At 36.7% G+C, this 23,468-nt stretch carries 29 protein-coding genes; 11 read left to right on the top strand and 18 right to left on the bottom strand.

The window, feature by feature from the left end; translation table 11 throughout:
• Nucleotides 1-32: 32 nt before the first annotated feature.
• Nucleotides 33-482: a thioredoxin-dependent thiol peroxidase gene (bcp, locus tag LF887_RS23935; protein WP_236856741.1), complete on the bottom strand. Its 450-nt coding sequence runs from the start codon at nt 480-482 to the stop codon at nt 33-35.
• A 33-nt stretch (nt 483-515) separates the two neighbouring features.
• On the opposite strand from bcp, the gene LF887_RS23940 reads away from it, so the two are divergent.
• Entirely contained in the window at nt 516-1,136 is a 621-nt protein-coding gene (locus tag LF887_RS23940) for an endonuclease III domain-containing protein (RefSeq protein ID WP_236856742.1), read from the top strand.
• Between the two features lie 67 nt (nt 1,137-1,203).
• Here the strand turns inward: LF887_RS23940 and LF887_RS23945 are convergent, their stop codons facing one another.
• Nucleotides 1,204-1,650, bottom strand: a complete 447-nt coding sequence (locus tag LF887_RS23945; RefSeq protein ID WP_236856743.1) for a DinB family protein — start codon at nt 1,648-1,650, stop codon at nt 1,204-1,206.
• A 108-nt stretch (nt 1,651-1,758) separates the two neighbouring features.
• The gene (locus LF887_RS23950; protein ID WP_236856744.1) at nt 1,759-3,555 is read right to left on the bottom strand and encodes a DUF885 domain-containing protein; all 1,797 of its coding nucleotides are present in this window, start codon (nt 3,553-3,555) and stop codon (nt 1,759-1,761) included.
• Nucleotides 3,556-3,723: 168 nt separating this feature from the next.
• Here LF887_RS23950 and LF887_RS23955 point away from each other — a divergent pair, with 168 nt between their 5' ends.
• From LF887_RS23955 to LF887_RS23970, 4 genes are all read left to right on the top strand, one after another.
• Nucleotides 3,724-4,185 carry a hypothetical protein gene (locus tag LF887_RS23955; protein ID WP_236856745.1) on the top strand — a complete coding sequence of 154 codons (462 nt, stop codon included), beginning with the start codon at nt 3,724-3,726 and terminating at the stop codon, nt 4,183-4,185.
• Between the two features lie 175 nt (nt 4,186-4,360).
• Nucleotides 4,361-5,065 (top strand): MotA/TolQ/ExbB proton channel family protein, encoded by a 705-nt coding sequence (locus LF887_RS23960; RefSeq protein WP_236856746.1) that lies wholly within the window; start codon nt 4,361-4,363, stop codon nt 5,063-5,065.
• Between the two features lie 93 nt (nt 5,066-5,158).
• On the top strand, nt 5,159-5,557 hold the full coding sequence (locus LF887_RS23965; protein ID WP_236856747.1) for an ExbD/TolR family protein: 399 nt from the start codon (nt 5,159-5,161) through the stop codon (nt 5,555-5,557).
• Nucleotides 5,558-5,591: 34 nt separating this feature from the next.
• Nucleotides 5,592-6,476 (top strand): ferric siderophore ABC transporter substrate-binding protein, encoded by an 885-nt coding sequence (locus LF887_RS23970; RefSeq protein WP_236856748.1) that lies wholly within the window; start codon nt 5,592-5,594, stop codon nt 6,474-6,476.
• A gap of 15 nt (nt 6,477-6,491) precedes the next feature.
• Here the strand turns inward: LF887_RS23970 and LF887_RS23975 are convergent, their stop codons facing one another.
• The 9 genes from LF887_RS23975 to LF887_RS24015 form a co-directional block, all read right to left on the bottom strand.
• Nucleotides 6,492-6,884, bottom strand: a complete 393-nt coding sequence (locus LF887_RS23975; protein WP_236856749.1) for a hypothetical protein — start codon at nt 6,882-6,884, stop codon at nt 6,492-6,494.
• 63 nt (nt 6,885-6,947) lie between these two features.
• Complete coding sequence (locus tag LF887_RS23980) at nt 6,948-8,351, bottom strand: spore maturation protein (RefSeq protein ID WP_236856750.1); 1,404 nt, start codon at nt 8,349-8,351, stop codon at nt 6,948-6,950.
• Between the two features lie 264 nt (nt 8,352-8,615).
• Entirely contained in the window at nt 8,616-9,125 is a 510-nt protein-coding gene (locus tag LF887_RS23985; protein ID WP_236856751.1) for a DUF6973 domain-containing protein, read from the bottom strand.
• A gap of 55 nt (nt 9,126-9,180) precedes the next feature.
• Nucleotides 9,181-10,035: an acetyl-CoA carboxylase, carboxyltransferase subunit beta gene (accD, locus tag LF887_RS23990; RefSeq protein WP_236856752.1), complete on the bottom strand. Its 855-nt coding sequence runs from the start codon at nt 10,033-10,035 to the stop codon at nt 9,181-9,183.
• 98 nt (nt 10,036-10,133) lie between these two features.
• The gene (fbaA, locus tag LF887_RS23995; RefSeq protein WP_236856753.1) at nt 10,134-11,204 is read right to left on the bottom strand and encodes a class II fructose-bisphosphate aldolase; all 1,071 of its coding nucleotides are present in this window, start codon (nt 11,202-11,204) and stop codon (nt 10,134-10,136) included.
• Between the two features lie 71 nt (nt 11,205-11,275).
• Nucleotides 11,276-12,142 carry an NAD kinase gene (locus LF887_RS24000; RefSeq protein WP_236856754.1) on the bottom strand — a complete coding sequence of 289 codons (867 nt, stop codon included), beginning with the start codon at nt 12,140-12,142 and terminating at the stop codon, nt 11,276-11,278.
• Nucleotide 12,143: 1 nt separating this feature from the next.
• On the bottom strand, nt 12,144-12,797 hold the full coding sequence (locus LF887_RS24005; protein WP_236856755.1) for a CBS domain-containing protein: 654 nt from the start codon (nt 12,795-12,797) through the stop codon (nt 12,144-12,146).
• A gap of 187 nt (nt 12,798-12,984) precedes the next feature.
• Nucleotides 12,985-13,515, bottom strand: coding sequence for an RNA methyltransferase (locus tag LF887_RS24010; protein WP_236856756.1), 531 nt, complete (start codon nt 13,513-13,515; stop codon nt 12,985-12,987).
• A gap of 5 nt (nt 13,516-13,520) precedes the next feature.
• Nucleotides 13,521-14,141, bottom strand: coding sequence for a toxin-antitoxin system YwqK family antitoxin (locus tag LF887_RS24015; protein ID WP_236856757.1), 621 nt, complete (start codon nt 14,139-14,141; stop codon nt 13,521-13,523).
• A gap of 55 nt (nt 14,142-14,196) precedes the next feature.
• Here LF887_RS24015 and LF887_RS24020 point away from each other — a divergent pair, with 55 nt between their 5' ends.
• Nucleotides 14,197-14,796 (top strand): hypothetical protein, encoded by a 600-nt coding sequence (locus tag LF887_RS24020; protein WP_236856758.1) that lies wholly within the window; start codon nt 14,197-14,199, stop codon nt 14,794-14,796.
• A 12-nt stretch (nt 14,797-14,808) separates the two neighbouring features.
• Here LF887_RS24020 and LF887_RS24025 read toward each other — a convergent pair whose 3' ends face one another.
• Nucleotides 14,809-15,705, bottom strand: a complete 897-nt coding sequence (locus tag LF887_RS24025; protein ID WP_236856759.1) for a bestrophin family protein — start codon at nt 15,703-15,705, stop codon at nt 14,809-14,811.
• A gap of 130 nt (nt 15,706-15,835) precedes the next feature.
• Here LF887_RS24025 and LF887_RS24030 point away from each other — a divergent pair, with 130 nt between their 5' ends.
• On the top strand, nt 15,836-16,723 hold the full coding sequence (locus LF887_RS24030; protein ID WP_236856760.1) for a cupin-like domain-containing protein: 888 nt from the start codon (nt 15,836-15,838) through the stop codon (nt 16,721-16,723).
• Nucleotides 16,724-16,749: 26 nt separating this feature from the next.
• On the opposite strand, the gene LF887_RS24035 is transcribed toward LF887_RS24030, so the two are convergent.
• Entirely contained in the window at nt 16,750-17,280 is a 531-nt protein-coding gene (locus tag LF887_RS24035) for a GNAT family N-acetyltransferase (protein ID WP_236856761.1), read from the bottom strand.
• Between the two features lie 126 nt (nt 17,281-17,406).
• On the opposite strand from LF887_RS24035, the gene mutS reads away from it, so the two are divergent.
• Nucleotides 17,407-19,998, top strand: coding sequence for a DNA mismatch repair protein MutS (gene mutS, locus LF887_RS24040; protein ID WP_236856762.1), 2,592 nt, complete (start codon nt 17,407-17,409; stop codon nt 19,996-19,998).
• A gap of 29 nt (nt 19,999-20,027) precedes the next feature.
• On the opposite strand, the gene LF887_RS24045 is transcribed toward mutS, so the two are convergent.
• From LF887_RS24045 to LF887_RS24060, 4 genes are all read right to left on the bottom strand, one after another.
• A complete protein-coding gene (locus LF887_RS24045) occupies nt 20,028-20,192 on the bottom strand; it encodes a bacteriocin (protein WP_236856763.1) in 165 nt (54 codons plus the stop codon).
• 172 nt (nt 20,193-20,364) lie between these two features.
• Entirely contained in the window at nt 20,365-20,520 is a 156-nt protein-coding gene (locus LF887_RS24050) for a class IIb bacteriocin, lactobin A/cerein 7B family (protein WP_236856764.1), read from the bottom strand.
• 39 nt (nt 20,521-20,559) lie between these two features.
• The gene (locus LF887_RS24055; protein ID WP_236856765.1) at nt 20,560-20,718 is read right to left on the bottom strand and encodes a hypothetical protein; all 159 of its coding nucleotides are present in this window, start codon (nt 20,716-20,718) and stop codon (nt 20,560-20,562) included.
• Between the two features lie 116 nt (nt 20,719-20,834).
• The gene (locus LF887_RS24060) at nt 20,835-21,680 is read right to left on the bottom strand and encodes a hypothetical protein (RefSeq protein ID WP_236856766.1); all 846 of its coding nucleotides are present in this window, start codon (nt 21,678-21,680) and stop codon (nt 20,835-20,837) included.
• Between the two features lie 163 nt (nt 21,681-21,843).
• Here LF887_RS24060 and LF887_RS24065 point away from each other — a divergent pair, with 163 nt between their 5' ends.
• From LF887_RS24065 to LF887_RS24075, 3 genes are all read left to right on the top strand, one after another.
• Entirely contained in the window at nt 21,844-22,332 is a 489-nt protein-coding gene (locus tag LF887_RS24065) for a TlpA family protein disulfide reductase (protein WP_236856767.1), read from the top strand.
• A gap of 11 nt (nt 22,333-22,343) precedes the next feature.
• Nucleotides 22,344-23,000 (top strand): thioredoxin family protein, encoded by a 657-nt coding sequence (locus LF887_RS24070; protein ID WP_236856768.1) that lies wholly within the window; start codon nt 22,344-22,346, stop codon nt 22,998-23,000.
• Between the two features lie 76 nt (nt 23,001-23,076).
• Nucleotides 23,077-23,466, top strand: coding sequence for a DUF2809 domain-containing protein (locus LF887_RS24075; RefSeq protein ID WP_236856769.1), 390 nt, complete (start codon nt 23,077-23,079; stop codon nt 23,464-23,466).
• The last annotated feature ends 2 nt before the right edge of the window (nt 23,467-23,468 follow it).

A 23,468-nucleotide genomic window follows, 5' to 3' on the forward strand; every position in this document is an offset into this window, starting at 1 on the left:
ATGAAAATATTTGTGCTTTAGTATAAGAAACATTATTCTTCCAGAATCTGTTCTGCTGCCGTTTTTGAAGTTACTTTTTCAATAACTCTGGTGCAGACTCCGTTTTCATTAAATATAAAGGTTGTTCTTACAATCCCCATATAGGTTTTCCCAAACGTTTTTTTCTCCTTCCAGACTCCGAATTTTTCAATGATATCACGGTTTTCATCCGCAATAAGATCATAAGGAAAAGCAAACTTACTGTGGAAATTTTTCTGTTTCTTTACAGAGTCACCGCTCACTCCCAATAACTGAAATCCTTCTTCTTTAAGCTTCGAATAATTGTCGCTCAGATTGCACGCTTCCACAGTACATGTTGGTGTACTGGCCTGAGGATAAAAGAAAACAACTAGTTTTTGACCTATCAACTTTGATGAGGTTACTGTTTCCCCGTCCTGATTTATTCCTTCAAATTCAGGTAATTTGTCTCCAACTTTCAGCATAATGATTTAATTTTGTTCAAATTTAAGGGTTACATGACAAAAAAGCAAAGAGCTGAGCTCGTTCAGATAGAACTGGAGAAATTATATCCTACAACACCTATTCCGCTGGATCATACTGATCCTTATACATTGATGGTTGCCGTAGCGCTTTCTGCCCAGACAACAGATAAAAAAGTGAATCAGGTGACTCCTGATCTTTTTGCCGTAGCAGGAACTCCGCAGAGAATGGCGAAATTGGAAGAATTTGAGATCAAAGAACTGATCAAAGAAATAGGGCTGTCCAATACCAAAGCCAAAAACCTGAAAAGGATGGCCGAACTTTTATTGGAAAGACATGAGGGCATCGTTCCCCAGACCTACGAAGAACTGGAAGCGCTTCCGGGAGTAGGACACAAAACGGCTTCAGTAGTGATGAGCCAGGGCTTTGGTTTTCCTGCTTTTCCGGTAGATACCCATATTCATCGTCTGATGACACTTTGGAAACTTACCTCAGGGAAAAATGTGGTTGAAACAGAGCGTGATGCCAAAAAATTATTCCCGGAAGAGGTATGGAACAAACTTCACCTTCAGATTATCTTTTACGGAAGAGAATATTCCCCTGCAAGAGGGAAGGGAGATAAAGATTTTATCACCAATATGATGTTTGAAAAATAATATCAGTAATCATATAAAAACACAATTCCCTCTTCTTCAGAGGGAATTTTTACTAATAAAAAGGTCATTAATAGTCCAGTAACCTTCTATGATAGTTGATCTGTCCCAGATGATAGTCTAAATGGGCAATAAGGTGAATCAGAAAATAATCTGTGGTCATAATATCCTCAAAAACCACAAGAGGGTATTCTTTTTTCAGATCATCTTCAGATAATTGGCTGAGTGCTGTCTCTATTACGACGGCGGTTGCCCGAATCTTTTCAATAAGTTCCTTTCTTGGGACATCCTTTAAAGAAAATTCAAGTTCGCGATGTCTCACATAACCTGTATTTCCAAGATGTGTGCCTATGAAATGATTGAGGTTTCCCACTAAATGAAGGCAGAGGTTTCCGGCAGAATTGGCAATGTTTTTATCGGTTTTCCAAAGGTTTTCTTCATTTTGATAGGCTTCTATCTCTGTTTTTAGTTTATTCAGATCTCTGTTGTATAGGGATTTCAGGCTTTCTGTGATCATGATTTTTTATATTTAAATTTATTTAAATTTTCGAAATGGAAAAAAAGAGACGAAAAAGGGCACTGTTTGTTCTTCAGTACCCTTTGTATTTTCTTGTTAATAAAGATTTTATTTCTGTTTTTTAGCCCAAAGCTCCATCTTTCTGTTCAGAACGTCCAAAGGAAGGCATCCCTGGCTTAGTACTTCATCATGGAAGCTGGCCAGATTAAACTTATTTCCAAGCTCTTTCTGATACTTCTCTCTAAGTTCGCGGATTCTTAAAGAACCTATTTTATATCCTAGCGCCTGTCCGGGCATTGCCATATATCTTTCCACTTCTGCAACAGCCGATCCTTCATCATAAGAAATATTGCTTAAGAAATATTTGATGGCTTCTTCCCGTGACATTTTTCCCGTATGAATCCCTGTGTCTACCACAAGTCTTACCGCTCTCAGCATCTGATCACTCAGGTATCCCATTTTCTGGTAAGGATCTGTATATAATCCAAACTCAGGGCCCAGTGTTTCACAATAATGTGCCCATCCTTCACCATATGCTCCAAACCATCCGAATCTCATGAATTTCGGAAGTTTTGTATTTTCCTGCTGAAGAGAAACCTGATAGTGATGTCCCGGGATTGCCTCATGAAGGAAAAGAGATTCCATTCCTGAGGTAACATTGAATTTGGTGGGGTCAGGAAGAGGAACATAGAAAATTCCCGCTCTTTTGCCATCCGGAGTTCCCGGAATATATTCCGCACTCGCACTTGCCTCTCTGAATTTCTCAGTCTGTCTGATCTCAAACTTTGTTTTTGGGGTCACATTAAACATGGTCTTCAGCTTCGGAGTAATTTTGGTTAAGATGCTGTTGAACCCATTCAAAACATCCTTAGATGTTTTATAAGGCATTGCTTTGGGATCAGTTTTCACGAAGGTGATGAATTCTTCCAGAGTTCCGGAGAAACCTACCTGCTGTTTTACTTTTTCCATTTCTGCACGAAGCATAGCCACCTGCTGTAGGCCGATTTTATTGATCTCGTCTGGAGATTTCTTAGTAGTTGTCCAGCTTTTTACATAATAGCCATAAATTTCATTCCCATTGGGAAGACTGTTGTAACCATCAGTATCTCTGGCTTTCGGCAGATAGTCTTTTTCTAAAAAGGCTCCCATCTTGGTATAGGCAGGAATAATTTTTTTAGTAATCGCATCTTTATAAAGCCCCGAAAATTTATCTTTCTGAGCCTGAGAGAAGTTTTTTGGGAAATTTCTAATCGGCCCATAGAAAATATTTTTTTCCATGTCTGGTGTAATGATTTCCTCTGCCTTCATTTGAGGAATCATTTTGAAAACCAGTTTTTTAGGGAGTACGATTTTATTATTGATCCCTTCACGGAAATTGTCTGCTGCCGCATCCATCCATTCCGGGAACTTTTCCATTCTTTTTAGCCAGTCACTGTAGTCTTTCTCTGTTTTAAAAGGTTGATTTCCCTCTCCGCTTCCATATAAAGGAAAAGTAAGCGGAAGCCCTCCAAACTGAGTGAAAGGAATATATTCGGGGTGATAGGCATAAGCCTCAATTTTATCTTTTAAAGTATAATCCAGCACGTCATACACTACTTTATCATCGTCAGACAGTGTTTTGTAATCTACATGATCCAGCTGCTTTTGTACCGAATTGTAAAACGCTACCTCTCCTGAGATAAAATCTTTATCAATATTGATAGGTAGCTGGTCATTATACCTTGTATCTCCTTGTGCTGTAGCATCTAAAGGATATAGTTTAAGGTACTGCTCATAATAGTTGGCAGCAATAGAATCCAGATTGCTGGGAGTCACCTTTGTAAGTGGTGAGTCCGTCTTTTTGCACGAAGCAAGGCCTATCATCAATCCTATTCCCAGGATACTTTTTGATAAAATGTTTTTCATTTTCAGAATCTTTATGAAACAAAAGTAAGTATTATTGGGAGATTCATACCCATTGTCTGAATTGATTTTAAAAAATAATTTTCAAAATCCTTTTAACTTTGAATCAATTTTTTATCTTTGTCTAAAACGTTTAACAATCATATTATTACAGTTCTTTTTTAAGGAAAAATGAAAGGGATTTTAAAAATTTACCATCCGGACGAAACGCTAAAATACAATATCAGAAATACTTATTGTAAAGCCGTCTACAGCAACCAGCAACATTTTTTAGAGGTTGAAATTATAACGGATGACAGCTTGGATCACGTAGATGATGATTCATTACAGTACAACTTTCCGCAGCTTTCACTAGAAATTTTTGATTTCCCCATAGATTCTGGGGAGATAGAAGGCAAAACCATTAAAATCAATGATTCTGATGAAGATACCTATACCGAGGTAGACCTCTTCGATGATGAAGACGCTTATGTCTATGACAATGAGCTTCTTTTTGAAAGAAACGAGGAAGGTGAACTTCAGCTAATCTGGAAGGGGAGTATTGATGATTTCTATACCGGATCAGATACACCGATTCCTTTTAGGTTAAAATGTGAATTCAGGCAGGATGATATTGACGTAGAAGAAGACTAACAGAGTCTTTCCTCTTTTTTAATATCGAATTTCTTTTCAAAATTTCTTTTTGGAAAGAAATTTGCTATTTGTATAAATCATAACAAAATTTAAGTGGTTTTAAGCAATTTTTAAGATATCAATTAATAATATTCCACTACATTTGTCGTTGAAACTTTAATAAAATTCACATTTAATGCTGTTAACGGAACTTTCTCAGATTTTATTTGCGCAAATTGCTACACCTGTAGTTGCCACAGACAATTTAGAATTTTCATTTTGGAAGATCATGTTCCACGGAGGAGCCTTCGCTAAAATAGTAATGGGAACTGTATTGCTGTTGGGCATATTCTCCCTATATCTGTTTTTTGAAAGATTTTTCTTTATCAAGAGGCTGTCTTCAAAGACAGATTCCAATTTCATGAATAATATTGAAGATTTTATCAAAGCAGGAAAAATAGAAGCTGCAGCAGATTATTGCAAAACACAGAATTCTCCGGAAGGAAGAATTTTAGAAAAAGGGATTTCAAGATTGGGACGCCCTGTTTCTGATATTGTAAGTGCTATGGAATCTCAGGCTCAGGTAGAAGTGGCCAATATGGAAAAGAACTTAAATCTTTTGGCTGTAGTACCTAGTATTGCTCCAATGTTGGGACTTTTGGGAACAGTAATCGGGATGATTATTGCATTCTTTAATTTATCTCATGCAACAGGATCTTTCTCTCCAAAAACGCTTTCTGAAGGTATTTATACTGCTTTAGGGCAAACTGCTGTAGGTTTGGCGGTAGCTATTCCTGCCAATTTCTGTTATAATATTCTTTTAACAAGAATTGACCGGTTTGTATTGAAGGCACAGAATATGTCTGGAGAATTTTTAGATCTTATCAACAAACCTTTATAAATCTTTCTTATGAAATCGTACTATCAGAAATTTTTTAAGAAAATTAACAATAGAGCGATTCCATCTGACCATTAAAAATATTAGAATAAACAGATGAAAATTCAGAGAAGAAATAAAGCGAATCCGGAATTCAGTTTAGCAGCGATGACAGACGTTATCCTGTTGATGCTGATCTTCTTTATGATAACATCTTCTGCAGCCAATCAGAGTGCTATAGACGTAAATCTGCCAAAGGCGGGAGCTACTGAAGATAATATTCCCAATCCTCTTACGGTAAGCATCAAACCGGATGGTTCATTTTTTGTTGATGATAACCCAGTGAACAAAGGAGAATTGGAACAGGTTATTGCCGATAAAATGGCCAATCAGACCAATAAATCTTTCACGATAAGAGCAGACGAAAATACACTGCATAAAGATGTTGTTTTCGTTATGGAAATCGCTGAAAAATATAAATTTAATATTGCTATCGCAACGGTTAAAGACAAATAACAAATCCGAATCTCGGAAAGAATTACTTTTAAAGATGAGAAGCTATACAGCAAATAAAAATGAAGAGAATAAAGATAGGATAAAGAGCGCTTTGCTTACTATTCTTATCTGGGCTTCCGTTTTGCTTTTTGTTTTTTTATATAAATTAAAACCTGAGCTGGATAAAGACTCTGAAGTAGTGACAACAATGCTTGTGAACTTTGGAGACAACAGAAACGGGAAAGGAGTTGAAGAGCCTGCTGAGCAACCGGGAAGTTTAGCTGCAGCTACAGAAGAAGTTATTCCGGAACCTGCGGAAACACCTGTGCCTGAAACTAAAACTGTAGTAAAGCCGGAGCCTGCTCCTGAGCCAAAGAAAACTGAAGCTAAGGAAAAAATCATTACAGGAAATAGTTCAAAAAATACAGTTCCTAAAAAAGAGGAATCAAAAAAAGCTGAGAAAAAGGAAGCAACGAGTACCAATGCTTCAAAAAATACTAAGAAATCCGGAGCTGCTACTGCTAATTCAAAAACAGGAACTGGTGACGGAAAAGGAAATGCTGCTATTGGTAACCTGATAAAAGGAAGAGGTACAAAAGCCGGAAGCCAGGGAACTGGTGATGGGATAGGAAATGCAGGAGATCCTTTAGGCGGTGATGGAAATGGAGACAGCAAGGTAGGAATCGACAGGAAGCTGGTAGGATATATCCCCGGGACAATGGGCAGAGGAGGTGCACAGCCATCTCACAGCTGCACCGAAAGTGGATCTATTACCATTGCTTACACAGTAGATAAAGCTGGAAATGTGGTTTCTGCCAGAAGGTTAGGAGGAGTTTCAGATCCTTGCGTATCATCCACATCTGTCGCCTGGGTCAAGAAATATGTAAAGGCTGAGAAAGCCAATACATCATCCACCGGAACTTATAAGATTACATTCTAAAAATATAAAAGCACTTTATTCAAGTGCTTTTTTCAATTCATTAATTCTGTTAATAATCGGAAGGGCAAAGATTCCGCTGGTCTGAAGATAAAGCTCATAAAATGTCTTGGCTTTATCCTGAAAATCTTTATTCTGACTTTCTCTGCTCTTAAAATAGAAAAGGTTCCCAAGCATTTCATAATAATCTTTGTGGTCTCTGTCCTGTCTTTCGTTCACAATTTCAATTATTTCTTCTTTGGTTTTAGAAGAAATATCGGTGAAGCTCATCTTGAAAATATCTCTCATCAGAGTATCAAAATCTAACTCCTTTTGCATTAAACTTTCTTCAGGTTTGTCAAGAATCAATTTTTCCAATGCCTGAGTCAGCTGGCGGATGAGTCTTAGGGTAAATTCTTTATCTGTAATCATAATAGATTTAGGGTTTTGAGTTGAATGTATAAAGTTAACAGCATTTGCTCAACCAGGACTTAGTTAAGCAAAAAATAAATAAGCAAGTGCTATTGAAGTAATAACCCCCACTAGATCGGCCAGAAGCATAGCAACTACAGTATATCTGGTGTTCTTCACAGCAACGGCCCCAAAGTAAACGGCAATCACGTAGAATGTCGTATCTGAGCTGCCCTGAAGAACCGCTGCCAATTTACCCTGGAAGCTGTCCGGGCCAAATGTAGACATCGTATCCACCATCATTCCTCTGGCTCCTGAACCGGATAAAGGTTTGATTAAGGCTGTTGGAAGTCCGTCAACAAATCGAGGGTCAAGGTTTGCAATATTGGCAACCCATTTCATTCCGTCAATAACCACATCAAAAACACCGGAAGTTCTTAATAATGAAATAGCAATAAGCATTCCCACGAGATAAGGGATGATCTTTACACAGGTGGTGAAACCTTCTTTTGCCCCTTCAATAAAAGCGTCAAAAACGTTGATTTTTTTATAAAGAGCTCCAAGCACGATCGCCAGGAAAATAAAAAGAATCAGCCCATTACTTAAAACCTGGCTGAAAATATCCAGCTCACTTTTACTAAGTCCTGTAAGATACCACACAAGAAGGCCGATAATTATTGAAACTCCGCCTATGTAAATAAGAACGGCAGGCTTTAATAAATTAATTTTCTGATATAAAGAAACAATGATCATCGCCGCTAAAGTAGCGGCAAACGTGGCGATCATGCAGTAGAGGAATATATCGGTAGGGTTTTTTGAGCCTGCAGAAGCTCTGATAGCAATGATAGAAACGGGTATAAGGGTCAGTCCTCCGGCATGAAGGCAGAGGAACATAATCTGTGAATTGCTGGCAGTATCTTTATTGGGGTTTAAAGTCTGGAGACTTTCCATAGCTTTTAAGCCAAAAGGAGTAGCTGCATTATCCAAACCAAGGAGGTTCGCACTGAAATTCATCAGCATATGCCCGAATGCAGGATGGTTTTTTGGGATTTCCGGAAATAATTTGGAGAAAAATGGCTGGATCAGGCGGCTTAACAGATTAATACCTCCTGCTTTTTCTGCAATACTCATAAAGCCCATAAACAAGGTCATGATTCCAATAAGTCCAAGGCAGATTTTTACTGCCGTTTCTGAGGTTCCAATAACCCCATCAGTTTCCTGAACACGGTAAACCTGTACCTTTGTTTTTAAAGAATCTGTTTTATAATGAATTCTGCTGTCTGCAAAATCGTTTTTTTTCATCAGATTATCTTTCACCACAGGAGAAAGTACTGCTATAGGTTGTGATGTAATCTTCACCGTATCACCGCCTTTTCCCACTACCATATCGTTAAAAATGGTTTTGTAGTTGTCTGATGAAATATATTTTATACTGGCAATGGTAATGGCAATGATAATAAAAGCCGACCAAATTCTGCTGAGCACCATCTGATTTAATTAATTGTTTAAACTTATCAAAAATACTTTAAACCACAAAAATAACTAATGTCTTTTGTTATTCTACAGTTTATTGAGAGAAGTAATTGAAGTCTGCCGGTTTTCAGGTTTATATAATGCAGCATTCGAAAAGGTGCTGGCACTTAGAAGGGGTTATGCTTAAACACATTGCTGAATGGTATGACCTTGTGAATGAAAAATAAACAGTAGGTTTTATTTTCGCTCTGTGTATTTTTTAACGTTAGAAAGATAAAGTTACTCTTCCAGGTAAACTAGGTACCCTTCAAAGTCATCATCCAGGTTTTTCAGAACTTTTGCATCATCCATTTTTTTGATCAATCCGTCTATAAAGAAGCTTTTTTCAAAAAACTGACGGTGTATTCCCGGAAGAAGCTCCATGAAATAATCCATTCCGAATTTGTTGTTGTGGAGGTCCATTTTGGTTTCCAGCGGTTTGTTGGGAAACAGCTCCTCATGCATGTCAGTCATTCTCTTACAGAAATCAAGGGCTTTCTTGGGTGAAGAGATCTTAGAGCAGTACATGATGATAAAACAGCACCAAAGGGCATGTCGGAAAGCGTTTCCTATACCATTGGTAGAGGCTGTCTTTGGGAATTTTGCCTGTGCTATAGTGAAGGCCTTTATAGTAGCATGAAAGCTTAATATAGCAAAAAGAGGATGGGGAAGAACAAGCGACAAAAGACGGATTATCTTTTTAAAGCTCATACTCCTGATGGTGTTGAAAAATATCTTAAAAGTCCTCATAAATAAAAAATCTCTCCCCAATTAGAGAGAGATTGTATTGTTTTTGTTACAGATACTATGCTTTTACAGCTAATAAATTAACCGTTTTGGCAACAGTATCCTGAATTTCAGTTCTTTTTACGATGAAATCTACAAATCCTTTCTCCTGTAAGAATTCCGATGTCTGGAATCCTTCCGGTAAGTCTCTACCAATTGTCTCGCGGATTACTCTTGGTCCCGCGAAACCGATAAGAGCTCCCGGCTCAGCCATAATGATATCAGCTGTCATTGCAAAAGAGGCTGTGATTCCTCCAAAAGTAGGATCACAAAGGTAAGCGATATATAAAAGCCCAGCTTCTGAAAGCTGAGCAAGCTTAGCCTGCACTTTAGCCAGCTGCATCAGAGAATAAGTAGCTTCCTGCATTCTTGCCCCTCCAGACTGACAGATAATCATATAAGGAAGTTTGTGTGTAATACAGTAGTCTATAGCTCTTCTGATCTTTTCGCCCATTACAGAACCTAAAGATCCACCGATAAAAGCAAAATCCATACAAGAAACTACCATTTCAGTTCCCTTTACGGTTCCTACAGCATTTCTGATAGAATCTGTAAGTTTTGTTTTCGCTCTTACTTCTTTTAAACGGTCTTTGTAAGGTTTTGTATCTTTGAAATTTAAGATATCAATACTTTCCACATTGGCATCCAGTTCGGTGAATTTACCGCCGTCAAAAAGGATGTCAAAAAATTCTGCACTTCCTATTCTTACATGAAATCCATCTTCAGGAGAAACATAGTTATTTCTCTTTAGTTCATCATGTTCCACAACTTTTCCGGATGGAGTCTGATGCCAAAGGCCTTTAGGAACGTCCTTTTTTTCATCAGTAGAGGTGGTTATGTTTTTTGCTTTTCTTTTAAACCAGTCGAATGCCATTTTTAATAAGTATTAATGTACTGTGTATAGTGTAAAATGTATAAAAACAGAGATTTGGAAAATACTTTGTACTTTATACATTTTACTTTATACAAATTTTATTTTAAAGTATTTACGTTATTTAAATCTTCAAATGCTTTCACCAACCTTGTAGAGAATGTTTCCTCACCTTTTCTTACCCATACTCTTGGGTCATAGAATTTTTTGTTAGGTTTTTCTTCTCCTTCAGGATTCCCGATTTGAGCTCTTAAATAATCAATATTGTTTACCATATAGTCTCTAACACCTTCTGTGTATGCAAACTGAAGGTCTGTATCGATGTTCATTTTGATCACTCCATAGTCAATTGCCTCTCTGATCTCTTCTAAAGTAGATCCTGAACCTCCGTGGAATACAAAGTTAACAGGCTTAGCAGCTGTTCCGAATTTTTCCTGAACATATTTCTGAGAATTGTCAAGGATTTTTGGAGTAAGAACTACGTTTCCTGGCTTGTAAACTCCGTGTACGTTACCAAAAGCGGCAGCGATTGTAAAGTTATCAGAGATCGCTCTTAATTTTTCATAAGTATAAGCTACATCTTCAGGCTGAGTATATAATTTTGAGTTATCAACATCTGAGTTGTCAACACCATCTTCCTCACCTCCGGTTACCCCGATTTCTACCTCAAGAGTCATCTGAAGTTTAGCCATTCTTTCGAAATATCTGGAAGAAACTTCAATGTTTTCTTCTAAAGACTCTTCAGAAAGGTCTAACATGTGAGAAGAGTAAAGAGATTTTCCTGTCTGCTTGAAGAATTCTTCGTTAGCATCCATTAATCCGTCAATCCAAGGAAGTAATTTCTTTGCACAGTGGTCTGTGTGTAAAATTACAGTTGCTCCATAAGCTTCCGCTAGGGTGTGAATATGTTTTGCTCCTGCGATAGCTCCTAAGATAGCAGACTTCTGTCCGTCATTGCTTAGTCCTTTCCCTGCATTGAAAGCTGCTCCACCATTTGAAAACTGTACAATTACAGGAGAGTTCAATTTCGCTGCAGTTTCCATCACAGCGTTTACGTTGCTTGATCCAATTACGTTTACTGCGGGTAATGCAAATTTATTTTCTTTAGCATGCTGAAAGATATCAGTAACTAACTGACCTGTGGCAACTCCTGCCGGAAAAATTCTGCTCATGTTTTACTTTTTATTATAAATTTTATTAGGTGTTTTAATTTCGTGTAAAGGTAATCATTTTTAAGAAATTGTTAATTTCTTTTGTCTCTTCCCCAAAGAAGCTTCTGGCGGATGGTTTCATAGAAGCTCAAACTGTTTGGCTGTACCAGAAGAAGCTGGAATTTTGCCTTTTTAATGATGATTTCTTTATCCGTTTCTATGTGAATCAATCGGGAATCTAAAGAAAGAGAATATTGAGGTACACGGCTTTCCACCCTGAATTTTATTTCTACTTTGTCATTTACTACTAATGGTCTCACATTAAGATTGTGAGGGGCAATAGGAGTAATGACGAAATTTTCGTTGTTTGGAGAAATGATTGGCCCGCCGCAGCTCAGTGAGTAAGCAGTAGAACCTGTGGGAGTTGAAATAATCACTCCGTCTCCCCAGAATACATTCAGAAACTCATCATTAATATAAGAGTCTACTGTAATCATTGAGGTCGTTTCTTTTCTGGAAACAGTAACATCATTTAATGCATAGGGGAATGATCCTTCTAGTTTAGGAGAAACAACTTCAATTACCGAACGTCGGCTTGTTTTTATATCTCCCTTTAAAATAGAGTCAAGTTCTCTGAAAGCTTCTTCTTTAGTGAAAAAAGCCAAAAAACCAAGTCTTCCTGTATTAACTCCCACAACGGGAATTTCAAGATCTTCAATGAAGGTCAAAGAATTTACAATCGTTCCATCTCCACCGAAAGTGAAAAACAGATCGACTTCTTTATCCAGAAGATCCTGTTTACAGTTGAAGGTATCGAATATTTTTGAAAACTGAAGTGCTTCAGCCATTTCATCATACAGAACAGATTTTACCCCTCTGCTTTCAAGTTCAGAGATAAACTTGCTTAAATATAAAAAAGTATCAAGATCTTTTTTCTGAGAATATATGGCTGCCTTCATGTTATATTTCTATGAATTTTTGGAAAAAACCAAAGCGGTCTTTAAAAAGATCGGATTTCTCATCAGAATAGTATTTTTCAACAACCCTGTAATCATACCGGTCAAATGTAGAGTCTATCGAAGCCAGGTTTTCATTGCTGATTTTGATGGTGACATGAACCACTTCATCAGACATGAAACTTATGAATCCACCATAAAATTTCGAGTTGTTACTCTCCACAATATTGGCAATCTCTGTCATTGAATATTTCCTTGCAGGAGTTTCTATGGTAAGAATAGCTCCTGATTCCGAAAATAGCGGATAACGGGAGAGGTCCTGAAAAATATCTTCACAGGTAATATATCCCAGGTATTTCTCATTTTTGTTGATGACCGGGATCACATTGGAACTGAACGTATGAAACAGACGGATACTGTCCATAATATTATTGTCTTCCAAAATAGCAAACCGCTCAATCTGATGCTCAAATTCCTTTAGAGTCCCTTCTTCTTTTTCGTAAAGAAAGTCCTTCGCAAGAGCCCCGTAAAAATGCTGGGATTTTTTGATGAAAATATGGGAATATCCGAAATCCTCCAGCATATTTCTGGCTGATTCTATTGAATCAGACATACTAAAACACGGGAAGTCTTTTGAGATATAGTCCTTGATAAACATTGTGCTAATTTATAAAAAATTAAATGAAACTTTTTCTGAAAACACGACTTTTTTTAAGATGAAGCAAAAAAAATGCCGTCAAAATTTGTTTGTAAAGAAAATTAAAGTACCTTTGTCGCCTTTCATTTTTACTTTTTATTAGATTTATTTCAAACTGCACTGTCTACTAACGACATATGCAGTTTTTTTATTTTAGGGCTTTTGAGAATTCCCACATCACAATTCCGGCACATACACTTACATTAAGAGAGTGCTTAGTTCCAAGTTGTGGAATTTCCAGAAACACATCAATATTAGGTAATACTTCATCACTGATTCCTTCTACTTCATTTCCTAAAATCAAAGCATATTTTTGGGATTGATCAATGGTAAAATCAGTAATAAGCTTGCTGTCCGTAGTCTGTTCAATTCCTATAATTTCGTATCCTTTGCTTTTCAGATCGGCAATAGCGGTGTTGGTTTCATCCTCATGAATCCAGTCTACGCTTTCCGTAGCTCCTAATGCCGCTTTATGGATCTCGCGGTGCGGGGGCTGTGGCGTAATTCCGCAGAGAATTATTTTTTCAATCAGAAAAGCATCTGCCGTCCTGAAAGCTGCACCTACATTGTGCATACTTCTAATATTATCTAAAATGATGACTAATGGAATTTTTTCAACTTTCTTAAATGCTTCTACATCTATTCTGTTCAGTTCCTCCAGTTTTAGTTTCTGTACCAATTGTATTATTTTGTTGAGATTAATTTTCCGTCTTTATAGACCTCTGTTTTTTCAATGCTTCCGTCTTCACGGTAATGAACTCTGTTGCCATTCCTTTTGTCATTGGCAAATTCTGTTTCACGCTGTATCTTTCCTGATGGATAAAGCACTTTCCATTTTCCGGTGGCAAGGCCGTTGTCATACTGGCCAATTTCTTTCACAGATTTTCCGTCTTCATGGAAGGTTCTGCTTTCCCCCTGCAATTTATTGAATTTATAATTGGAAATTTCAGTAACCTTACCGGAAGGAGAGTAAAAAGTGGCAGTAAGGCTGTTGTCATAAATATTTTTTTCGCCATTTCTGAAAACTTCTTCAGAGGTCAGTACTCCGTTTTTATCATAATAAGCCCATTTTTGAACCTTAAATCCTTTTTTGTATTCTCCTTTTGACTGTATTTTTCCATTATCATGGTAAAAAACAGCATTGCCATCAAGCTTTCCTTTTCTCCATTCAACACTATTTTTCACCTGTCCGTTTTCATAGAACTCCTTGCAGTTTCCTTCCTGAAGCCCGTCTTTATATCCACAAGGTTTCTGTGCAAAAATAAGGGTAGAGGCAGAAAAAAATAATATAAAAATATACTTCATGGCTGTTTTTATTTCAAAAATAGTAAAATACTTATATTTGATTCCAAAATATACTATGAAAAAATTATTCATTTTATTTATTCTTATGATTGCTTTTATGCACTCAAAAGCTCAAAACACCTATTATCCTCAAGCTTTTTTTGATAAAAAACTGGCCAGAGACATGCTTGGTTTTGGAAATTCAACCATTGAAGGAGTTGCTTCTACCAAACAAAAAACATCTCTGGGAATTAAGCCTCTTCTCGGAGAAAAACATTACGCGAAACAGGGAACTGTAGTTATGCTTTTTCCGGTGACTCCTTATTTTGAGGAGTTTTATGATATGAGAAGAAAATATGAAAACAAAAAAACTACAGTGTATATGTCTGAAGATGCTTTTAAATATAGAGTGGAAGCCTTAACAGATGACCATGGAAGATTTAAATTCGAAAAACTGAAACCGGGAAAGTATTATCTTGAGACTATTATCAATTTCACAGCATCGGCAAGCTATCAGAAACAGACAGGAACTACAGATACTTATAACGGAATGGGTGGATATATGTATTCCACACCTATATATAATACATTTTTCTACGGGTACTCTGCGGCCAACAGAGAAAGTAAATTTGTAGAAATAAAACAGGACGGCGAATTAAAAGAAATCAAGCTTTAAAAGCTTGATTTCTTATTTTCTGTTCATAATCTGATGTACGTTTTTTTCAATATTCTGGGCCAGCACTTCCATAGGGATGTCATTTTCATCATTGTTGAACGGATCTTCAATCTCTTCGGCAATAAGCTCAAGGCTCATCAGAACATAATATACAAAAACGGTAAGGGGGATCATGAAAAGTCCAATGTTAATCACGTAGGCTATGGGCAAAGCAAAAACATACAGGATAATAAACTTTTTAATAAAAGACGAATAAGAATAGGGAATCGGAGTATTTTTGATTCTCTCACAACCCCCACATACATCCAGGAACCCGGAAAGCTGGGTGTCCAGATACAGCATTTCAATTTCTGAAATCTTTCCTTCTTTTTTCAGCTGATTCAGCTTATGGGTTAAAAGGATAATTATTTCACTTGGGCCATGATTTTTCAATGACTTTTCAATCTCAGAATAATCTTCATCCAAAGCAAGTCTCGTAGATTCTTTGGAAAGATGTTTGGCTAAAAAGTGTGGAAAGAATTTTAAATATCTTGCAATCTGTTCTGCATCCTGACGATTGTCTGCAAGAATAGTATTGATTTTTATAGAAAAATTTCGGGTATCATTCACCAGTTTTCCCCAAAGCTTTCTTCCCTCCCACCATCTGTCATAAGCAGTATTTGTTCTGAAAACCAACAGAAGAGAAAGTACAAAGCCCAGTAAAGAATGAATCATTCCTACATTGCTGATCCCTGACTTTGAAGTAAGATGAAAATATTCCACCTCCAGATATTGAATTCCCCAGGAATATAATCCTACAAGGATCATGCTTGGAAAAAGAATTTTTAGGGTATCACTTTTGTGTAAGCTGAAAAGGATTTTAAGGAAATGCTTGGTATTGTAGACTCTCATAAATTCACTTAATACCACAAATATAATTTTTTTTCATTTAGTAATGACTGACGAAAAACTGTTACATTTATTTGAGAGAAGTTCTTCTTTTAAAATTTTTTCGAGTATCAAAAAAACACTATTTTTATTTCCCCAAAATACAAAATACATGATCCTCGAAAACGTAGATGTCGTCAATGATATCAGTAAAGAAGATTTTCAGAAAAATTATTTCAAAAAGCAAAAACCTCTTTTAATCAAGAATTTTGCAAGCCGCTGGTCTGCTTTTGACAAATGGAATCTGGCTTATATCCGCGAAAAAGCAGGAGGTCAGGAAATACCGCTGTATAATAATAAACCCGCTGATGCTGCTAAAAGTTCTGATGCTCCGGTGGCCCGTATGAAAATGAAGGATTATATTGATACTATAAAAAGCAAGCCTTCAGATCTGCGTATCTTTTTCTATATTATTACGGATAAACTGCCCGAACTCTTGAAAAACTTTACCTATCCGGATCTTGGGATAAAGTTTTTTAAAAGACTGCCTACTTTGTTTTTCGGTGGCAGTGAGGCTCATGTTTTAATGCATTATGATGTTGATTTGGGTGATTTTATGCATATCCATTTTGAAGGGAAAAAGAGAATTTTACTGTTTGACCAGAAGCAGTCGCCTTTTCTATATAAAGTTCCGTTATCGGTCCATACAATTTATGATCTGGACTATGAAAATCCTGATTATGAAAAGTTTCCGGCTTTACAATATGCGAAAGGATATGAGATTTTCATGGAACATGGGGATGCCCTTTTTATTCCAGGGGCATTCTGGCATTTCAACAGATATCTGGAACCCGGATTTTCCCTTTCGTTACGAGCTCTTCCCAATAAACCGAAGACTTTTGCCAATATGCTGTATCATGTTTTCGTGATGAGGTATACAGATAAACTGATGCGTAAACTGTTTAAAGCTAAATGGGTGAATTACAAGCAGCAATGGGCATATAAGAAAAGCTCAGAAGCATTGGAGGTGCATCTGAAATCTGAAAAACAAAATAACTGACTTTATGTTTTGCTCTTAAATTAAGATTATTTATTTATTAACCCGAAGATGGTTGCATCTACGAATTTTCCTTTTTCAAAAAAGAAGTCTTTTAAAGTACCTTCTTTGCTGAAATTGAGAGACGACAGCAGCCTTTCAGAAGATATATTGGAAGGATCGATAAAGGCGTCTACCCTGTGTAACCTCATTGTTTCAAAACCAAAGGTAAGAATAGGAAGAATGGCTTCTTTCATATAGGACTGCTGCCAGAATTTTGGGTTAAGTTCATAACCTATCTCTGCCCGGAAATGCTCCCTGTACCAGTTGTGGTAGCCGCAGGTTCCAATAACTTGCTTTTCAGATTTTAATTCCAGTGCCCATCTGAATCCTTTCCCTTTCTCAAATTCACCATTAAAGTGCCTAATGATGTGTTGGGCATCTTCCAAATTTTGAAAGGGAGCCAGATCATAATATTCCATAACCTCATTCAGAGAAAAATATTCAAAAAGATCTTCAGTGTCGTTATGGGTAAGTTGCCGTAAAATAAGCCTTTCGGTCTCTAAAACAGGAAATTCCATATTAATATTTGATTTTATGGTGAAAATACAACTAATTAATGATACCAAAAAGAGGATAATATTAACCAAGAAACAAATCTCAAAACCCTGAATTTATTTTTTTAAATTTGGGGTTCATTTTTTACTATGGCAAAATCGAAGAAGGAAACCCCGTTAATGACGCAGTACAATACCATCAAGGGTAAATACCCGGATGCACTTTTACTTTTCAGAGTAGGGGACTTTTATGAAACTTTTGGGCAGGATGCAGTGAAAACATCCCAAATCCTGGGTATTGTTCTTACCAAGAGAAATAATGGAGAAGGAAGTGTGGAACTTGCAGGGTTTCCGCACCATTCAATAGATTCTTATCTTCCAAAACTGGTAAGAGCAGGAATGAGAGTGGCTATCTGTGATCAGCTGGAAGACCCGAAAATGGTAAAGGGAATTGTAAAGAGAGGGGTAACCGAGCTGGTGACGCCAGGAGTTACCTTCAATGACCAGGTCCTGAACTCGAAAAAGAATAATTTTCTTCTTTCCTTACATAAAGAGAAAGAAAAATACGGAATAGCCTTAGTAGATATCTCTACAGGAGAATTTTTGGTAAGCGAAGGGAATCTGGAAAAACTATTGCATATTGTCAATACTTTTGATCCAAGTGAGATTATTTATCAGAGAAGTTCACAGATCCCGGAACAGTTTAAAAATAAAAATGCTTTTAAACTTGAAGACTGGGCTTTTCAATATAATTTTGCCTACGATAAACTAACCAATCATTTCAAAACTAAATCTTTAAAAGGATTTGGAGTAGAAAATATTCCATTAGCGATTACAGCTGCAGGTGCTATTTTTGCCTATCTTGTTGAAGATACCCACCACAATCTGCTTGCCCATATTACAAAACTTCAGGTTATTCCACAGGAAGATTATCTGATGATGGATAATTTTACCTTAAGAAACCTGGAAATTGTCTATCCAAGTAATCCACAGGGAAAATCACTATTGGATATTATAGACAAAACGTCTACTCCAATGGGAGGAAGACTATTGAGGAGAAGAATTATTCTTCCCTTAAAATCTGTGGATGAGATTATGAGAAGGCTTTCTCTGATTGATTTCTTAAACGAGAACGACCATCTGAAATATGAGATCTGCCAACTGCTGAAGTCTATATCTGATCTGGACAGACTGATGGGAAAACTGGCAGCCGAGAAAATTTCGCCAAGAGAATTGGGACATCTGCGCCAGAGTTTAATTAATATTCATAAAATCAAAGCTTTATTGCATCCTCATGCAGATGTACTGGCATGGCTTGAACCTTTATTTGATCTGGAAGAACTGATTAAATTTTTACAGAATCACCTTAATGAAGAGCTTCCGGTAAGCATTGCCAAAGGAAATGTCATTAAAGAAGGGGTCTCTGAAGAACTGGACAGATTGAGAAATCTACAGAGCAAAGGCCGCGGATTCCTGGATGATATGTGCCAGAGGGAAATTGAAAGAACAGGAATTACTAGCCTTAAAATTGATTTTAATAATGTTTTCGGGTATTATATTGAAGTAAGAAATACCCATAAAGATAAAGTTCCTGATGACTGGGTAAGAAAACAGACCCTTGTGAATGCTGAAAGATATATCACCGAAGAACTGAAGGAATATGAGAGTCAGATTCTGGGGGCCGAAGAAAAAATCGGTGTGCTGGAAACCTCTCTGTACAGAAATCTGTGCGCAGAAACCATGGTTTATATTGATCAGATTCAGGGGAATTCCAACATCATTGCCCAGCTTGATGTTGCCTCCGGATTATCCGAACTTGCTGTTTCAGAAAGCTATACAAAGCCTATTCTGAATGATGGCTATGCAATTGATTTAAAAGAAGCAAGACATCCCATTATAGAGAATGCGCTTCCATTGGGAGAGAAATACATTCCGAATGACATCTTTCTGGATAAAGATTCTCAGCAGATCATTATGGTTACAGGACCGAACATGGCCGGTAAGTCGGCAATCCTTCGTCAGACGGCTATCGTATGTCTTTTGGCGCAGATTGGTAGTTTTGTGCCGGCAAAGCATGCTGAGATCGGAATGCTGGATAAAATTTTTACTAGGGTAGGGGCTACTGATAATATTTCAGCAGGTGAATCTACATTTATGGTAGAAATGAATGAAGCGGCGAATATTCTGAATAATATTTCTGAGCGAAGCCTTATTTTACTTGATGAGATTGGACGTGGAACTTCTACTTATGATGGAGTTTCTATTGCCTGGGCGATTGCAGAATATCTGCATCAGCATACTACACAGGCTAAAACGTTGTTTGCAACCCATTATCATGAGTTGAATGAAATGACGGTCAACTTTGAAAGGGTGAAAAACTTCCATGTGTCTATTCAGGAGAATAAAGGAAATATTATTTTTCTTAGAAAACTTGTGCCGGGAGGAAGTGAACATAGCTTCGGTATTCATGTGGCAAAACTGGCCGGAATGCCTGCAAAAGTAGTAAATAGGGCGAATGAAATCCTTAAAACACTTGAAGCCAGCAGAACACAGGGCGGCGGAAGTACATCAGAAAACATAAAAAGGGTAACCGAAGAAAATATGCAGCTTTCTTTCTTCCAGCTTGATGACCCCGTTTTGGAAAATATCCGTGAAGAACTGACAAAAATAGATATCAATACACTGACTCCTATTGAAGCTCTAATGAAGCTTAATGCAATAAAAAAAATGATTGGAAAGTAATCCAATCATTTTTTTTATTTGAGCAATCGTTAACAGCATAGTCCATCCTGAATACCAGGAACTCCGGACCGCTCTTCTCCGGTTTGCGGATCTGTGCAGCTTACTACTCTTGGGCAGACAGGTCTTCTTCCTCCGCTGATTTCTTTTAGCTCATTTTTTGTAAGTTTTCTTTTTTGAGTGTTTGTTTTTTTCATGATAATTTTAATTTGGTAATTCTAAGATATGGTTTATTTTTTTAATTTAAGTATAAAATACTGAAAATTAATTGGTTATGTTGGTGGAAGATTGGTTGTTCAGAGGAGTTCTTTAAAAAAAAGTGATTGAAGATTTCTCTCCAATCACTTTCAGAATGTTATAAATGTTATTTTAGCAGCATTGTCCTTTCGGAGTACATGATCCTAATGTCATCTCTCCGTCAATATTACAAAAGCAAGCCATTAAACAGGTTGGTCCGCCTCCGCCGTTAATTTCTTTTAATTCGGCTTTGGTTAATTTTCTTTTTTGAATGTTTGTTTTTTTCATAGTAGTTATAATTTAGTTTTTAGTTTTAAAGATGCTGGGTTAGCAGCAGAATCCGTCTTTTCCTACAAGGCCAGGTACCATTTCTCCTGAGTCAGGATTCATGCAGAATCCACGTAAGCATCTGGGAGCAGCCCCACCATTAATTTCTTTTAATTCTGATTTACCAAGCTTTCTTTTCTGAATGTTTAAGTTTTTCATGATAATTTTAATTTGGTTACACCCAAATATACAAAATCATTCATTTAATTCTATAGAATGTGAAAAAATATATCTCCTTTAAAAAAACAAAAAAGAGAACTTTAAGCTCTCTTTTATCATAAGTGATTATATTCGTAAATGTTTAATCCGCTATTGGTTACGTTGGTTTCAGCCTTATTATAATAAGTTCTGGAATTCTTTGTAGGATAACCGCTGGCGTTATACTCATAGTTGGATTTAAAGATAGTCCATTCAGCACTTCCCGCTCCGTTATTGTAATTCAGTATACTATTATAACTTACAATGTTATGGGTAGAACCGTTTTCATCCTCAGTGTCAATAATTTTTAAGAATCCTGTTACATTTTTAAATGGAGCATTCTTAGTATCATACACAATCGGCTTCATGGTACCTGTTGCAGCATGAAATCCACCGGTATTAGCCGGTACAGCTGCCGTTTCTGTCCAGCTGCTCAGGGAGCCGTCCGTATTTAATATCGCATTTTTTGTCCCGGTTCTGGAACTGGAAGATCCTGAAAAACTTGCTACGTAGGATATCTTTACACTATTACCGGTAATATAGCTATAATTTGTTTCTACAGTAGAAGTACCTCCGGATGAAAGAGAAGTTTCAGTGTATATTTTTTTACTCAATCTGCTGTTTCCATCATAAGCATAAGTGGTTTTATAATTAGTATTTGCGCCGGAAGTGATCTGTTGAGTGATTAAGTTTCCCGAATACATAAAAGTGGTTACCTCACCATTGGTACTGTTGTTTATCTGAGCGATTTTCGAACCATTGTAAGTATATGTTGATACTTCTCCGTCCGAAATCATTTTCGTTACTAGAACTGGGCTGTTATCATTGTTGTTCCCATTATTGTTGGATGAGTCATTGTCATCATTGCTGTCTGAGCAAGATGCCAAAAAAAGAATAGGTAGTAGTAAGTAATATTTTTTCATGGTTTCTAGTTTAAAAACGGGAGTAAAAGTATTAAAAAAAATCAATTATAGTAAATATAATAAAGGTAATACATAATAATTTTATGAAAAATATAATCTGTAGTGTAGGAAGAGAATTTTGTTTGGCAGGCGGTTGATTTATATTAATTTATTAAATTTGATTATGAAGAATTTGTTAAAGATTTTAATAGTCTTTGTTTTTTGTACTTTCTTCAAAGCTCAGCAGAGTTTTGTGCCTGTGATGAAATATGAAGAACTCGAAAAACGTATTGAGCAGGAAAAAGATAAACTTCTTGTGGTGAATTTCTGGTCAACAACCTGCGCTCCATGTGTAAAGGAGCTTCCTCACTTCATGGAAATCAATAATAAATATGCAGGAAGCCCAAAGTATAAAATGATTCTTGTTTCATTGGACAGGCTTGCAGATAAAGAAAAAGTACTGAAGTTTATGAAAAATAAAAATCTTAGTGCTGAAGTGCTGCTGCTGGATGATATTAAAAGAATGAATACCTGGATTCCAAGATTTGAGAAAGACTGGGATGGTAACATTCCGGTGACGCTGTTTTATAAAAATGGTGAAAAAATAAATTTCAATGATGGGGAAATGAGCAGGGAAGATCTTGAAAAAACAATTACAGAGAATCTACAATAAATAATCTATATATGAAAAATCTGAAAATTTTAATCACAGCATTTGCCGTTGGCTTAGGGTTGTTAAGTTTTACAACCACTGACCATGATCACAATAAATCTCAGAAAGAAAAAGTTTCTTCAGCAAAAGGTTATGAAGTTGGAGATGAAGCGGCTGATTTTAAGCTTAAAAATGTTGACGGTAAAATGGTTTCTCTAAGTGATTTTAAAAGTGCAAAAGGGTTCATTGTTATATTTACCTGTAACCATTGTCCTTATGCGAAGAAATATGAAGACCGTATTGTTGAGCTTGATAAAAAATATAAAAACCAGGGATATCCAGTAATCGCTATCAACCCTAATGATCCTAATGTACAGCCTGAGGATGGGTATCAGCAAATGATCGAGAGAGCTAAACAGAAAGGCTTTACTTTTCCGTATTTAGTAGATGAGGGCCAGAAAATCTATCCGCAGTATGGAGCAACGAAAACTCCGCATGTTTTTGTACTGCAGAAAGAAAAAGGAAAAAATATCGTCAAATATATTGGAGCTATCGACAACAATTATGATAATCCAAATGATGTATCGGAATATTATGCTCAGGATGCTGTGAATGCCTTGATCAAAGGTGAGCCAGTGAAAATGACGAAAACCGTAGCTATCGGTTGCACGGTCAAGGTAAAGAAGTAATATATTTGCCTGAATAAAAAAATAAAATCGGTATTTTCTGAATACCGATTTTTCATGCCCTGAAAATACCATTGAAATGAAACTGAAATTTAGCCTTAAATATCTCCTTCTGACCCTCTTTATTTTTCTTGTAGAAGTTTCAATCGCTACCATCCTGAAAGATATTTTCTTTGTAAGAGCTTATCTGGGCGACGTCATTGTGGTCATGCTTCTTTATACTTTTGTGAAGAGTTTTGTGGAGGTAAATGATCAGAAGCTGATCTTGGGAATTTTGCTTTTTTCATTTCTTATAGAATTTGCACAGTATTTCAACATCGCAGAAAGACTGGGCTTTCGTCGCGGAAGTCTGATGTATATTGTTATCGGGAACTCTTTTTCGTGGATTGATATTCTCTGTTATGCAGTAGTCTGTCTTTTCCTCTATATTTTCGTAAAAATGGCCAGAACTGAAGCCTCTAATTCTTAAAA

This window comes from Chryseobacterium sp. MEBOG06, assembly GCF_021869765.1.
In the GTDB taxonomy this organism is placed as follows: domain Bacteria; phylum Bacteroidota; class Bacteroidia; order Flavobacteriales; family Weeksellaceae; genus Chryseobacterium.

Bases quoted from the DNA above. Each gene is read 5' to 3' on its own strand.
- bcp (WP_236856741.1), bottom strand. From the start codon at position 482: ATGCTGAAAGTTGGAGACAAATTACCTGAATTTGAAGGAATAAATCAG.
- LF887_RS23940 (WP_236856742.1), top strand. From the start codon at position 516: ATGACAAAAAAGCAAAGAGCTGAGCTCGTTCAGATAGAACTGGAGAAA.
- LF887_RS23945 (WP_236856743.1), bottom strand. From the start codon at position 1,650: ATGATCACAGAAAGCCTGAAATCCCTATACAACAGAGATCTGAATAAA.
- LF887_RS23950 (WP_236856744.1), bottom strand. From the start codon at position 3,555: ATGAAAAACATTTTATCAAAAAGTATCCTGGGAATAGGATTGATGATA.
- LF887_RS23955 (WP_236856745.1), top strand. From the start codon at position 3,724: ATGAAAGGGATTTTAAAAATTTACCATCCGGACGAAACGCTAAAATAC.
- LF887_RS23960 (WP_236856746.1), top strand. From the start codon at position 4,361: ATGCTGTTAACGGAACTTTCTCAGATTTTATTTGCGCAAATTGCTACA.
- LF887_RS23965 (WP_236856747.1), top strand. From the start codon at position 5,159: ATGAAAATTCAGAGAAGAAATAAAGCGAATCCGGAATTCAGTTTAGCA.
- LF887_RS23970 (WP_236856748.1), top strand. From the start codon at position 5,592: ATGAGAAGCTATACAGCAAATAAAAATGAAGAGAATAAAGATAGGATA.
- LF887_RS23975 (WP_236856749.1), bottom strand. From the start codon at position 6,884: ATGATTACAGATAAAGAATTTACCCTAAGACTCATCCGCCAGCTGACT.
- LF887_RS23980 (WP_236856750.1), bottom strand. From the start codon at position 8,351: ATGGTGCTCAGCAGAATTTGGTCGGCTTTTATTATCATTGCCATTACC.
- LF887_RS23985 (WP_236856751.1), bottom strand. From the start codon at position 9,125: ATGAGGACTTTTAAGATATTTTTCAACACCATCAGGAGTATGAGCTTT.
- accD (WP_236856752.1), bottom strand. From the start codon at position 10,035: ATGGCATTCGACTGGTTTAAAAGAAAAGCAAAAAACATAACCACCTCT.
- fbaA (WP_236856753.1), bottom strand. From the start codon at position 11,204: ATGAGCAGAATTTTTCCGGCAGGAGTTGCCACAGGTCAGTTAGTTACT.
- LF887_RS24000 (WP_236856754.1), bottom strand. From the start codon at position 12,142: ATGAAGGCAGCCATATATTCTCAGAAAAAAGATCTTGATACTTTTTTA.
- LF887_RS24005 (WP_236856755.1), bottom strand. From the start codon at position 12,797: ATGTTTATCAAGGACTATATCTCAAAAGACTTCCCGTGTTTTAGTATG.
- LF887_RS24015 (WP_236856757.1), bottom strand. From the start codon at position 14,141: ATGAAGTATATTTTTATATTATTTTTTTCTGCCTCTACCCTTATTTTT.
- LF887_RS24020 (WP_236856758.1), top strand. From the start codon at position 14,197: ATGAAAAAATTATTCATTTTATTTATTCTTATGATTGCTTTTATGCAC.
- LF887_RS24030 (WP_236856760.1), top strand. From the start codon at position 15,836: ATGATCCTCGAAAACGTAGATGTCGTCAATGATATCAGTAAAGAAGAT.
- LF887_RS24035 (WP_236856761.1), bottom strand. From the start codon at position 17,280: ATGGAATTTCCTGTTTTAGAGACCGAAAGGCTTATTTTACGGCAACTT.
- mutS (WP_236856762.1), top strand. From the start codon at position 17,407: ATGGCAAAATCGAAGAAGGAAACCCCGTTAATGACGCAGTACAATACC.
- LF887_RS24045 (WP_236856763.1), bottom strand. From the start codon at position 20,192: ATGAAAAAAACAAACACTCAAAAAAGAAAACTTACAAAAAATGAGCTA.
- LF887_RS24050 (WP_236856764.1), bottom strand. From the start codon at position 20,520: ATGAAAAAAACAAACATTCAAAAAAGAAAATTAACCAAAGCCGAATTA.
- LF887_RS24055 (WP_236856765.1), bottom strand. From the start codon at position 20,718: ATGAAAAACTTAAACATTCAGAAAAGAAAGCTTGGTAAATCAGAATTA.
- LF887_RS24060 (WP_236856766.1), bottom strand. From the start codon at position 21,680: ATGAAAAAATATTACTTACTACTACCTATTCTTTTTTTGGCATCTTGC.
- LF887_RS24065 (WP_236856767.1), top strand. From the start codon at position 21,844: ATGAAGAATTTGTTAAAGATTTTAATAGTCTTTGTTTTTTGTACTTTC.
- LF887_RS24070 (WP_236856768.1), top strand. From the start codon at position 22,344: ATGAAAAATCTGAAAATTTTAATCACAGCATTTGCCGTTGGCTTAGGG.
- LF887_RS24075 (WP_236856769.1), top strand. From the start codon at position 23,077: ATGAAACTGAAATTTAGCCTTAAATATCTCCTTCTGACCCTCTTTATT.